The organism is Streptomyces sp. ActVer, assembly GCF_027270795.1.
Classification (GTDB): Bacteria; Actinomycetota; Actinomycetes; order Streptomycetales; family Streptomycetaceae; genus Streptomyces; species Streptomyces umbrinus_A.
Genome location: NZ_JAPWHT010000360.1, coordinates 1 through 10,752, shown reverse-complemented (window position 1 = coordinate 10,752; position 10,752 = coordinate 1). Strand labels below are relative to the sequence as shown.

The window sequence follows — 10,752 nt, the reverse complement described above, 5'->3', positions numbered from 1 at the left end:
CGACGCAGGACCCTGCCGTCCAGACCGGGTGGAAGGCGCCGCGATCTCGATCTCGCAGCCGTTGCAGGATCCCGCGTCCACACAGCGCACCCGCACCAAGCCGCCGAACTCCTTGGCTGCGGCGGACTGTTCGCCCTCCGGCCCGGGCAGGGCGGGCTCGGTCACCCGCCCGGTGTCGCGGAGGCCCATGAACCCTCCCTGACACGGTGAGGACTTGTCCGCGGGTGTCCACCAGGCCCACCCACGACCGGAGTTACGTCACTCGGGGGTGAAGCGACCGCCTCCCGCACCACAGAGCATGTCAACTCCCGGGAGGCGTCTGCCGTTCGAGCGCCGCCGTTACGACGGCGGTTTCGCCTGCGTCTGGGCGGCCTGCAGATCGGCGAGAAGTTCGGCCTGCCCGGCGAGCACGCCGGACAGGATGGTGCGGGCAACCCTTAGCAGCTCGGCGATGTGCGGACTGGTCAGCGAGTAGTACACGGTCGAGCCCTCCTTGCGGGTCACCACCAGGTTCGCCCGGCGCAGCACCGCGAGCTGCTGCGACAGGTGGGCCGGCTCGATGCCCACCTCGGGCAGCATCTCCGCCACCGCGTGCTCACGCTCACTCAGCAGCTCAAGAACCCGGATGCGCGCCGGGTGGCCGATCGTCTTGAAGAACTCCGCCTTCAGTTGGTACAGCGGGGTAGTCATCGTGCCGTCCCCTCCCCGGCGGAGCAGTACGGCCGTACCGGCCGGCCCTCGGCGCATCGCGTCCACCCACTCGTCATACACATGCGGCCCATCCTCGCGTGCGGCAGCGGCCCCGCCGAATCCGCGTACGAGAACCGAACCGCCCGGAATCAGCGGTGACGACCTCAATAATTGCTAAGATTAACAACTCCATACGTGATGCGAAGGCGGCCTGCAGGCGAATCATTCCGCGCGTGGCACGGCCGTCGCCTGGTTCAAGTGCCCCGCCTGCCGCCTCACGTGCCGGCCTACGGCGGTCGGCCAGAACGGGCAGTGCCCGCGCTGCGGCGAGGCCCGCATGCCGAAGCTCTAGCTCGGCCGCCGGGCCACGGCATCTACGCCGGACGGCGACCGGAGCTGAGGGCACCGCCGGTCTCACCGGCGCGGTCAACCCCGACTGAACCCGCCGGGCTCACTCGCCCGCGTCGTCTCCGGTCGGCCACCCCGTCGTCCGCCGCTCATGGCGGCCCTCCGGCGGCTCGCGCTACCGGGTGCTGTGCGGCGCGAGCGCACCGGCCAGGTCTGCGTGCACGGGGATGGGCGGGCGGTCCACATCGGGGACGAGGGAACCGTCAGCGGGGATCGCGATCAGTTCCGGGCTACGGCCCGCTGCGGCGAGACGCCGCGCGGTCTCAGTGATCGCCGACCGGCCCTCGGCCGACCAGCTGCGCAGTTCGGTCAGGTCGACGATGACCGGGCCCGCCCCGCGTCCCACCACCCAGCCGACGGCACCCGCGAAGCGGTGGACGGCATTCGGACCAAGGTATCCGGAGACGGACAGGACGCCGAGGTCCTGCTCGACGGTGTAGCGCCACTCGATGGTCGTGGTCGTCAACTTCCTTGCTCGGTCAGCCTGTCGGTTCAGAGGAGGCGGACTCAGAGGGGGAGGGTGATCCAGATGCTCTTGCCCTGACCGTCGGGGTCGCCCCGGACGACCACGCTGCCACCCAGACCGAGGGTGAGCTCCATGACGGTGGCCAGACCTCCCGCCCCGGCGTCGGTGACCGAGGCGCAAAGCGGCGGCTGGTAAGGGTCGCGGTCGTGCACGGCGAAGGCCAGACAGCCCGCGCCCGCCGCACAGATCACGGTCACCTTCGGGGAGAGCACCGCGGCGTGCCGGACGCTGTTGGTGACCAGCTCACCGAGGATCAGCAGGGCCGGATCCACGGCAGGATGGTGCAGGCTTATACCCCACTCGGTCAGGACCCGCTCGGCGGCCTCCCGGGCCGTCCGGGCCGCGGACGGCTGCGCGGGCAGCGTGAACACGTGCCGGTGGGGCAGGGTTTCGAGCCGGGTGCTCATCACGCCTCCGCGCGGGCGAGGCGGAATCCGGTGACTGTCTTGGGGTGCAGGCGCAACAGGGTGTCGTGCGGGCCGTGACGCCGGCCGGCGAGGGTTCGCTGACAGTGGGCGACCTCGTCGGGATCGGTGATCACATCGACCCGTCCGGCGACGGTGACGGTCCAGCCGGTGGCGGTCGCCGCGCGGACCTCGTCCACGTGGTACGTCACGGTGGCGGGCACCACGGCGGCCTGGGCGGGCGTGCGCACCACGAGACGGCCGTACTCCCACGTGTGCCGGCCGGGCCGGATGACGGTCGGCTCCCGTTGCGGGTAGACCAGTCTTCCCGGTGCGCTGCCCTCCAGCAGCCACAGGGCCTCGGCACCCGAGACCTCAACCATGCGCAGCGACGGGGGTGGCGTGCTCATCCGACGGTCTCTTCTGTTTCCAGGCCGACGGGCCGGGACTTCTGGGCGGGGAGAAGCGGTATCACGCCGACGCATTCCAGGTGGGTGCGCGCGCCCTGGATCGCCTCGGGGGTCGTGGCGTACTCGCGCCCCTCCAGGCGCAGCAGCTCCAGCGCGCCGAGCGAGTCCAGTACCTGGCGCTGGCCGGAACGGATCCCGGACGTCATCACCACGATGCCGCGCCGATTGAGCTTCTCGATGGCGTCCTTGAGGACGAGGGCGCCGGTGGCGTCGATGGTCGTGACTCGGGACATGCGCAGGATGACGACGCGGACGTCGGCGACCTCGGCCAGTTCGAGGAGGAACCGGTGGGCGGCCGCGAAGAACAGCGGTCCGTCGACGCGGTAGGCGACGATGTGCTCTGCGAGCAGGGCGTGCTCCTCGGCACTGTGGTCGCCCCGGTCGAGCGGGACCTGGTCCAGGCGGGCCTGCTTGGCCACAGTGCGCAGCGCGAGCGCGCCCGCGACGACCAGGCCGATGATCACGGCGTAGACGAGGTCGAGCGCAAGCGTGGCCACGGCGGTGAGGATCAGGATCAGTGCGTCGGAGCGGGTGGCCCTGGCCATGGCCCGCAGCGAGCCGACCTCGACCATCCGGATCGCGGTGGCCAGCAGCACGCCTGCGAGCGCGGCAAGCGGAATCCTGGAGACGAGGGGGGCCGCAGCGAAGACGATCGCCGCGAGGATCGCGGCGTGGACGAGGGCCGCCAGCCGGGACCCGGCGCCGGTACGGACGTTGACCGCGGTGCGGGCGATCGCGCCGGTCGCAGGTACGCCGCCGAACAGCGGGGCGGCGATGTTGGCCAGGCCCTGGCCGAACAACTCGCGGTCCGGGTCGTGCTGCTGGCCCACCGTCATGCCGTCGGCCACCGAGGCCGACAGCAGGGACTCCAGGGCGGCCAGCGCCGCCACCGCCACCGCCGGGGCGAGCAGTGAGCCGAGCGCGCCCGGGTCCAGGAAGGCCAGGGACGGTGCGGGCAGGCCGGACGGCAGGTCACCGATCGGCTTCGCGGCGTCCAGGCCGGCCATCTGGGCAACGACGGTGGCCACGATCACCGCGAGGATGGAGAAGGGGATCGCGGGGCGCCGGCGGGCCCCGATCAGCATCACGGCGGCGACCGCCAGCGCGAGGGCGACAGCGGTCCAGTTCGGGTTCTTCGCGAACTCCGCCAGGGCGCGCCAGGTCACCACGAGGACGCGGTCGCCCTCGAGCTTGGGCACCCCAAGAGCGTTCGGGATCTGCTGCAGGCCGATGACGCAGGCGATGCCGAGGGTGAAGCCCTCGACGACGGGCGCAGGCACGTACTGCATGTACTTCCCAGCCCTGAGCAGGGCGAGCGCGACGAGCATCACGCCCGCCACCAGCCCCACCGTGAGCACCCCGGACGGCCCGTGCTCCGCGACGATCGGCACCAGCACCACGGTCATCGCGCCCGTCGGCCCGGACACCTGCAGATTCGAACCACCGAACACCGCGGCGAGCGCACCGGCGACGACCGCGGTCGCCAGCCCCGCCTCGGCACCGAGCCCGGAGGAGACGCCGAAACCGAGCGCGAGCGGCAGCGCGACGATCGCCACCGTGAGGCCGGCCAACAGGTCGCGGCGCGGGTCACGGCGCATCTCCGCCAGATCCAGACGGCCGGGCAACAGCGCAGTGAGCCGGGCCACCGCCTGGCCGGACAAGACCTTCATCGCGCGGCGACCCCGACTTCCCGCAACTCGGCCAGCAGCTCGTTCCGACCGGCCAGCATCTCGGTCAGAATCCGGCGCGCGGCCCCCATCAGGTCGGCGACGTCTCCACCGGCGAGCGCGTACACCACCGTCGAGCCCTCGCGCCTGGAACTGACGATGCCCGAGCGGCGCAACACCGCCAGCTGCTGGGAGAGGCCGGAGGGCTCCACCTCGATCGCGGCCAGCAGCTCCCGTACCGGCAGCGGCCCGTCCTGCAGGAGCTCCAGCACTCTTATCCGTACGGGATGCCCCAGCATCCGGAAGAACTCGGCCTTGGCCTGGTACAGCGGAACGGACACAATCCCTCGGCTTCCCCGGCAACGCCCCGCCCGGGGCAGACGCGACAGACCGTGCCCACGGCTACTTGCAGACACAGCCAACACAGCATCTAATCAATTGCGAACTTTTGCAATTCAGCATCCGATGCTTCCCGGCGCGCCCCGGCGAGCGGGGCGAAAGGCTCAGCCCTTCTTGACCACGGTCGACAACTCGTCGTCCGCGGAACGAGATCGGCAGCCTGGCGCCCTCGGCCAGTTGTCCGCCGACTCGCACCTCACCGAGTGGTTCGTGCCCCGAGCCGGTAAGGTCTGCCCCGCCCTGAGGCGTCCACACTCGCTCGACCACCATGCGGCCTTCGGTGAGCGTGCCGGGCGGCCATGCGGCGTGCGCCAAGGGCGAGGGCGGGGAGCGACGCGGCGCGGTTACGACGGCCAGCATGGACTCGTCGATCAGGGGCCCCTACGCGTACGTGAGCCGGGCGTCGGCGGGCACGATGTCGCCCTCGACGGGCAGCAGGACGTCGCCCGGCGCCACCGCCGAGGACGGCGCCGCCGTCTCGACGCCGTCCCGCCGTACGCGTGCGCTCGGTGCCGACATCGCGGCGACCGCCTGATCGGCCCTGATCTCCCGCATCACACCCACGGTCGTGTTCACCACGCCGACGAGTGCAACCACGACGGAGTCGGCGTGGTCGCCGATCCGCCAGGGTCAGAGCGATGGCGGCGAGCAGCACCATGATCAGTGGGTCGCAGGGCTGGGCCGCCACTCATGCGTACAGAGGAACGGCTCGTTCGGCAGCCACTGCGCATGGACCCCATCGAGTCAGGCGACGCTTCGCCCCCTCATGGCTCAGGCCGGTGTCCCCGTCGCCCGGTGCCGACGCGGTGCCGGGCCGGCGGGACGACGCGGGCAGTCCCGTCCGGTTCCCGTTCTCCCGCCGGCTCAGCCGTGCCGGGACTCGGGCACGGTGATCACCGGGCACTCCGCCCGGTGCAGCAGGCCATGGACCACCGACCCAAGTTTCATTCCGGAGTACCCCCCTCGCCCGTGCCTGCCGACGACGACCAGCAATGCGTCGGCCGAGGCCAGAGCCAGTTCCTCCACCGGGTGGCCTCGCACCACGTCACGGATGATCTTCACATCTGGGTACTTCTCCGCCCACCCTGCCACGGTCTCGGACAGGATCCGGCGCCGCTCGTCGAGCCCCGCCGCTTCGTCTCCGAAGGACACGACGGGCCGCCGCCACACCCACACGGCGCGCAGGGCAGCGCCATGCAGCGCGGCCTCTTCCACTGCGAACTCCACGGCGGCCCGGGACGATTCGCTTCCGTCGACACCCACGACGAGATGGGGATGCCGCTCGCCCACGTGCTCCGGCTCCCTGACCACGACCACCGGGCAGTCCGCCCGGGCACTGACCGGAACGGCCACCGAACCCGCACTGAAAAACTCCTCCGGCCGAGTGAGCCGACGGGAACCGACGACGACCATCCGGGCCCGCTCCGCCTTCTGACAGAGCACCTCGGACGGCATACCGTCGAGCAGTTCCGTCACCACGGGCACTTCCGCGTGCAGCGCCCGCACCGTGGCGACCGCCTCGGCGAGAGCATCATGGCCCTGGGCCCGGAGCATCTTCAGACGCCAGGGCGTGTCGATGTGCTGCCCGCCGGGCAGGGGTGGCACCGCCAGCACCAGCCGGAGGGGCAACCGTCTGCGGACAGCCTCGTCGACCGCCCAGGCGAGCGCCGTCACCGACTGCTGGCGCGGGTCGATCCCGACGATGACCTCATTGCGTACAGCGGTGTTCTCCATGGCTCCTCCTGCCGCTTCATGCCCTCGTGGGGAACGGACTGCGACGAGTGGGATCGGCGTCGCCGTGAATGCCCTCGGCCATGCCTCTTCGAGTGGCGCTGGGACGGGACACACCGTTCACGCTGTCGCCGCCGCCGCATGTGAGCAAGGGCCGGTAAGCCTCCGTCCAGTGGCCGAAGGTCCTGTATGTCGCCCGTCCCGTTCCATTCTTTCGCCGGACGGGCTCGTCCGCCGCCCCACGCGACCGGTGCCGCGGAACCCGGCGTTCTCGTCAGTGGGCGGACGGCAGAGCAGCCGGAGTTCCGGTGGTCGCGCCGCCGTCCAGGACGAACTCGGTGCCCGTCGAGTAGGTGGCCTCGGCGACGATGAACACGACCATGCGGGCGACCTCCTCCGGCTCCCCGAAGCGAGGAATGGGCTGTCCGGAGGCGAACGACTCGTCGATGTCGGCCGTCATGGCGGTATGTACGACACCGGGATGGACGGAGCAGACCCGAATCCGGTCGGCGCCGAGTTCCAGCGCCGCGGTCTTCGTCAGTCCGCGCAGTCCCCATTTGCTGGCCACATACGATCCGACGCCGGCGTAGCCGGTCAGCCCCGCGCTGGAGGACATGTTCACGATCACGCCACCGCCTGCCCGGCGCAGCGACGGCACAGCGGTGCGGATGCCCAGCCAGGCGCCCTGCAGGTTGACGTCGACGACCCGGCGGAACGACTCCAGGGTCTGTTCCTCGATGGTGGCCCACTCGACGATTCCCGCGTTGTTGACCAGCACCGAGACCGGTCCCAGCTCACGTTCCGTTTCCGACACCACCGCCTTCCAGCCTTCCTCGCTGGTGACGTCGAGGTGCGTGTAGCGCGTCCGGCCACCGAGTTCCGCGGCCAGCGCCGCGCCCTCTGCGTCCAGGACATCGGCGACCACCACGGCGGCGCCCTCGGCCGCGAGCAGCCGCACGATCGCGGCTCCGATCCCCCGTGCTCCGCCGGTGACGATCGCCACCTGCTCGGTGAACCGTTCCATCATGACCTCCTGCGATCAGGTTTTCGACAACGAGTCCCGCAGCAGGCATCGGTCGCCGCGCGCTACGCCTCAAGCGCCCGGGTGGGTCGACTGTTCGCGATCGCCCAGGTCGAGGAAACGGAAGCGCACCGCACGCTCGAGGTGCTTCGAGCGATGGCCGACGCGGTCGAGGGCGAGCTGGGCGCGCCTCTTCCCTGGCAGGTCCCGCTGCGGGCCGGTCGCCGCCGAACTCGGCATGGCGCCCAGACCTTCCATCTGCTCGGCCGGGGAAAAGACGTTGAGTGTCGGCCCGCTCGCTGCAGGCCGGGCAGGTGACTCCGAACGTGGCGGTCAACAGGCCGCGGGCACGGGCGTCTTAACGGGTCACGCCCTCGTCGACGGTGTGAGGATCAGTACTTTCCCTGACCCCGCCTCCTCGATCGTTCACCTGTGCGTTCAGAACTGCCGAGCGGTGCTTCGAGCCCGAGGGCCCGGTCGGCCCGTCACGAGGGCCGGTCAGCCCCTGCCCCGGACGTCGTCCTGCGCCAGAAGCTGGCGGTGGAGAAACACGGAGCCGCCTTGGAAAGGGAGCGCCGCCATGACCGCCACCTCGGCCCCTGCCGTACTCGACCGGGACGGACCGCTGGTCGCCGCGCTGATGGCATGGGGACGGACAATCATCGGGCCGACCGTCGGAGACGGCCCGATCGTGCCGGCCGAGCCGGCCTCGGCAGACGCTCTCCCCCACGGCTGGGGCGTCGAGCCGGACGCCGGACGTTACCGGCCGGTCCGCCGTGAGGACCAGGCCGCCTTCGCACACAGCGCCGACTCGCAGTCCTGGAAGAACTTTCCGCACCCCGAGCGGGAGTGGTTGTGGAGTTCCGACCGGGCGCCCGAGAGCGGCGGACACTCCTACACCGCTCATGAGCCGCAGGCACCGTCGTACGCCTTTCTCGGCGTCCGCCCCTGCGATCTGCGGGCCATTACGATCCAGGACCGGTTGCTGACCGGCTCCACCGCCCGCAGCCACTGCAGGCAGTGGCTCACCCAGAAGCTCTCCACCTGGCACGACCAGTTCGGCACGTACGGATGCGTGGGCTGCGGCCGCCGTATCGCCTGGAGCCCGGCCGGCATCGACGTGACGAAGGAAGTCGCCGCGCTGCACGCCGAACACACAGCACCCGGAACGGAGACGCCCTGATGCCTCCCTCGATCACGCTGCGTATGAACCACGCTCTCCCCGCCGAGCACCGCGACCGGCTGCTGCGAGTCGGCCGCGAGGTGGACTTCCCGCAGGGCGCCCGCCTGTTCGAGGAGGGCGGGCGCGCCGACCGCTTCTGGATCGTTCGCGACGGCACTGCCGCCCTTGACATGCGTCTACCCGGTCGCCGTCCACCGGTCATCGAGACGCTGGGCGTCGGTGACCTGGTCGGCTGGTCCTGGCTGTACGAGCCGTACGTCTGGCAGCTGGGCGCCGAGACCGTCACGCCTGTGCATGCCTACGAGTTCGACGCCGTCGCCGTCCGTCTGATGTACCTCGATGACCCCGAGTTCGGGCGTGCCGTTGAGCACTGGGTCGGGCGAGTGCTGGCCCACCGGCTGAACGCGGCCCGCGCCCGGCTGGTCGACCTGTACGGGACGTACGGGACAAGGGAAGCGCGATGAGCACCGTACCACTCCCCCATCGTGTGGTGACCCGCCTGCCGGAGACCGCGGACACGGCCACACTGCGACTGGAACCGGTCGGCGCGGCCTGGCTTCCTGCCGGGACGGTTCGCGATGGTGCACTGCTTGGGCCGTGTGCCCCCGGTCGCGGGCGTCGGACACGGCGCCGCCGAGGCACCGCGCGGGCTGCTCTACCACGGCTGCGAACTCGACGTCGAAGGCGTCGTCGCCAGGGCGCGATCGAGGACGACCTGCGGCGACTGGCCCAGTCGGCCATCGTCGAACACGACGTGAACGACCACGAGTTGACGACCCTGTGCGAGCGGGCGATCCGCAACCACGACCCGCGCATCTCGTGCTCGGCCCACTTCCTCGACCTGACGGTCGTCCGCACCCAGGGGGACACTCCGGGAGGCTGTGATGCCTGAATCTCCGTACACCGTAAGCGAAGTGATGACGCACACCGTCGTCGCCGTCGGCAGCGAGGCGCCCTTCAAGGAGATCGTCGGACTGCTCGACCAGTGGAAGGTCGGCGCCCTCCCGGTGCTGGCCGGGGAGGGCCGGGTCGTCGGAGTGGTCTCCGAGGCCGATCTGCTGCACAAGGAGGAGTTCCGCGACACCGACGAGGGCGACCTCGCTGAGCGCGCCAAGGCGGGTGCGGTGACCGCGGACGAGCTGATGAGCACGCCGGCCGTGACCGTGCACGCGGACGCGACGATCGCCGAGGCCGCCCGCATCATGGCCCGTCGGCACGTCAAGCGACTGCCGGTCGTGGACGGCTCCGGCATGCTGCAGGGCGTGGTCAGCCGCGGTGATCTGCTCAAGGTGTTCCTGCGGCCCGACCAGGAAATCGCCGAGGAGGTCCGGCACGGTGTCCTGAACCGGATGCCGATCACCACCGCGCTGACGGTCGAGGTGAGCGAGGGCGTGGTCACGCTGGGCGGTTCGCTGCCCGAGCGCGGGCTCGTGCCCGTGCTGGCCCGGGCCGTGCGGGCGGTCGAGGGGGTCGTCGACGTCCGGCTCGACCTCACGCGCCGATGAAGTACCTCGACGAGTGCCGCGATCCCGTCCTCGCCCGGCGGCTGCTGGGCGAGCTGCGGTAGCCCGCCACGCGCCCCTGGCGGATCATGGAGGTGTGCGGCGGCCAGACCCCCACTCTGGTCCGCCTGTGCATCGACGAACTGCTGCGGGCCGGCATGTGGATGACGGCCCGGGCCGCCCGGTCTGCGTGACCCCGCCGGGGGCCCTGGGCCGGGCCATGACCGTGGCCGGCCGCCCCGGCGTGATCCTCACTGCGGCACGGGCGTCCGCGTGCGCGGCGTCGGCGTGGGCGGCCTCGATGTGGATCAGCTCAGTGTTCCGGGCCCCGGTCGGTTCAGGTCCCGAGTCGGCACCGTGCGCAAGCTGGTGCGGGGGTGTCCTCCCGCCAGGGACGTCCGGGTGACCTCCAGTTCCGCGCGGTGACCGCCATCCGCGCGTCGACGGCCGCCTTGCCGAGCCGCCCGGGCCGGTGTTCCCCCGGGCGCCACTGCTCGGCGCGCAGGGGCCCTTCCTGACGGGCACGCAGGATGCGCGGATTCTGGTCGAGGACGCCGACCCCAGAGGGGCCGGTTGTTTTGTGGAAGGGGGCCTGGAGGCCCTGTGCCGGCCTCCGGGTCGGGGCGATGGTGGGCACAGGAGACATGGTTCGCGCACCGTGGGAGGCAGTCATGGACGACCGAGACGCTCGCGGAGCCGGAGCCGGAGCCGGGGCCGGGGCCGCGTCGGCGGAGGCACGCCACTCCGGGCC

12 protein-coding genes and 5 pseudogenes are annotated in these 10,752 nt (G+C 71.2%); 6 read left to right on the top strand and 11 right to left on the bottom strand.

The genetic code is table 11. The annotated features are described in order from the left end of the window. The 10 genes and pseudogenes from O3Q52_RS39340 to O3Q52_RS39295 all read right to left on the bottom strand — a co-directional run. Positions 1 to 189, bottom strand: a pseudogene (locus tag O3Q52_RS39340) (hypothetical protein); the annotation flags it as partial. Between the two features lie 150 nt (positions 190 to 339). Further along, complete coding sequence (locus O3Q52_RS39335; protein WP_269653362.1) at positions 340 to 690, bottom strand: metalloregulator ArsR/SmtB family transcription factor; 351 nt, start codon at positions 688 to 690, stop codon at positions 340 to 342. A gap of 526 nt (positions 691 to 1,216) precedes the next feature. Next, a pseudogene (locus tag O3Q52_RS39330) lies at positions 1,217 to 1,564 on the bottom strand (anti-sigma factor antagonist); the annotation flags it as partial. A 41-nt stretch (positions 1,565 to 1,605) separates the two neighbouring features. Continuing rightward, on the bottom strand, positions 1,606 to 2,031 hold the full coding sequence (locus O3Q52_RS39325) for an ATP-binding protein (RefSeq protein ID WP_269653361.1): 426 nt from the start codon (positions 2,029 to 2,031) through the stop codon (positions 1,606 to 1,608). Continuing rightward, the gene (locus tag O3Q52_RS39320; protein WP_269653360.1) at positions 2,031 to 2,438 is read right to left on the bottom strand and encodes a pyridoxamine 5'-phosphate oxidase family protein; all 408 of its coding nucleotides are present in this window, start codon (positions 2,436 to 2,438) and stop codon (positions 2,031 to 2,033) included. Before O3Q52_RS39320 ends, O3Q52_RS39325 begins: the two co-directional genes overlap by 1 nt. Beyond that, entirely contained in the window at positions 2,435 to 4,168 is a 1,734-nt protein-coding gene (locus O3Q52_RS39315) for a SulP family inorganic anion transporter (protein ID WP_269653359.1), read from the bottom strand. The genes O3Q52_RS39320 and O3Q52_RS39315 overlap by 4 nt, the downstream gene beginning before the upstream one ends. Then, a complete protein-coding gene (locus O3Q52_RS39310; protein WP_269653358.1) occupies positions 4,165 to 4,506 on the bottom strand; it encodes a metalloregulator ArsR/SmtB family transcription factor in 342 nt (113 codons plus the stop codon). Before O3Q52_RS39310 ends, O3Q52_RS39315 begins: the two co-directional genes overlap by 4 nt. Before the next feature lie 439 nt (positions 4,507 to 4,945). After that, positions 4,946 to 5,143 (bottom strand): hypothetical protein, encoded by a 198-nt coding sequence (locus tag O3Q52_RS39305; protein ID WP_269653357.1) that lies wholly within the window; start codon positions 5,141 to 5,143, stop codon positions 4,946 to 4,948. 285 nt (positions 5,144 to 5,428) lie between these two features. Beyond that, the gene (locus O3Q52_RS39300; protein ID WP_269653356.1) at positions 5,429 to 6,298 is read right to left on the bottom strand and encodes a universal stress protein; all 870 of its coding nucleotides are present in this window, start codon (positions 6,296 to 6,298) and stop codon (positions 5,429 to 5,431) included. A gap of 271 nt (positions 6,299 to 6,569) precedes the next feature. Then, the gene (locus tag O3Q52_RS39295) at positions 6,570 to 7,322 is read right to left on the bottom strand and encodes an SDR family NAD(P)-dependent oxidoreductase (protein WP_269653355.1); all 753 of its coding nucleotides are present in this window, start codon (positions 7,320 to 7,322) and stop codon (positions 6,570 to 6,572) included. A gap of 90 nt (positions 7,323 to 7,412) precedes the next feature. Between O3Q52_RS39295 and O3Q52_RS39290 the strand changes: the two are divergent. The 6 genes and pseudogenes from O3Q52_RS39290 to O3Q52_RS39265 form a co-directional block, all read left to right on the top strand. Beyond that, positions 7,413 to 7,514, top strand: a pseudogene (locus O3Q52_RS39290) (HypC/HybG/HupF family hydrogenase formation chaperone); the annotation flags it as partial. A gap of 382 nt (positions 7,515 to 7,896) precedes the next feature. Next, the gene (locus O3Q52_RS39285; RefSeq protein WP_269653354.1) at positions 7,897 to 8,499 is read left to right on the top strand and encodes a 4Fe-4S dicluster domain-containing protein; all 603 of its coding nucleotides are present in this window, start codon (positions 7,897 to 7,899) and stop codon (positions 8,497 to 8,499) included. Further along, positions 8,499 to 8,963 carry a Crp/Fnr family transcriptional regulator gene (locus O3Q52_RS39280; protein ID WP_269653353.1) on the top strand — a complete coding sequence of 155 codons (465 nt, stop codon included), beginning with the start codon at positions 8,499 to 8,501 and terminating at the stop codon, positions 8,961 to 8,963. Before O3Q52_RS39285 ends, O3Q52_RS39280 begins: the two co-directional genes overlap by 1 nt. Before the next feature lie 135 nt (positions 8,964 to 9,098). After that, positions 9,099 to 9,391, top strand: a pseudogene (locus O3Q52_RS39275) (Ni/Fe hydrogenase subunit alpha); the annotation flags it as partial. After that, positions 9,384 to 10,004 (top strand): CBS domain-containing protein, encoded by a 621-nt coding sequence (locus O3Q52_RS39270; protein ID WP_269653352.1) that lies wholly within the window; start codon positions 9,384 to 9,386, stop codon positions 10,002 to 10,004. The pseudogene O3Q52_RS39275 and the gene O3Q52_RS39270, both read left to right, overlap by 8 nt. Then, positions 10,001 to 10,260 (top strand): annotated as a pseudogene (locus tag O3Q52_RS39265) (hydrogenase formation protein HypD); the annotation flags it as partial. The gene O3Q52_RS39270 and the pseudogene O3Q52_RS39265, both read left to right, overlap by 4 nt. 78 nt (positions 10,261 to 10,338) lie before the next feature. On the opposite strand, the gene O3Q52_RS39260 reads toward O3Q52_RS39265, so the two are convergent. Further along, positions 10,339 to 10,638: a hypothetical protein gene (locus tag O3Q52_RS39260; protein WP_269653363.1), complete on the bottom strand. Its 300-nt coding sequence runs from the start codon at positions 10,636 to 10,638 to the stop codon at positions 10,339 to 10,341. Positions 10,639 to 10,752: the final 114 nt, after the last annotated feature.

Coding starts and splice junctions, on each gene's coding strand:
- O3Q52_RS39335 (WP_269653362.1), bottom strand. CDS start 690: ATGACTACCCCGCTGTACCAACTGAAGGCGGAGTTCTTCAAGACGATC.
- O3Q52_RS39325 (WP_269653361.1), bottom strand. CDS start 2,031: ATGAGCACCCGGCTCGAAACCCTGCCCCACCGGCACGTGTTCACGCTG.
- O3Q52_RS39320 (WP_269653360.1), bottom strand. CDS start 2,438: ATGAGCACGCCACCCCCGTCGCTGCGCATGGTTGAGGTCTCGGGTGCC.
- O3Q52_RS39315 (WP_269653359.1), bottom strand. CDS start 4,168: ATGAAGGTCTTGTCCGGCCAGGCGGTGGCCCGGCTCACTGCGCTGTTG.
- O3Q52_RS39300 (WP_269653356.1), bottom strand. CDS start 6,298: ATGGAGAACACCGCTGTACGCAATGAGGTCATCGTCGGGATCGACCCG.
- O3Q52_RS39295 (WP_269653355.1), bottom strand. CDS start 7,322: ATGATGGAACGGTTCACCGAGCAGGTGGCGATCGTCACCGGCGGAGCA.
- O3Q52_RS39285 (WP_269653354.1), top strand. CDS start 7,897: ATGACCGCCACCTCGGCCCCTGCCGTACTCGACCGGGACGGACCGCTG.
- O3Q52_RS39280 (WP_269653353.1), top strand. CDS start 8,499: ATGCCTCCCTCGATCACGCTGCGTATGAACCACGCTCTCCCCGCCGAG.
- O3Q52_RS39270 (WP_269653352.1), top strand. CDS start 9,384: ATGCCTGAATCTCCGTACACCGTAAGCGAAGTGATGACGCACACCGTC.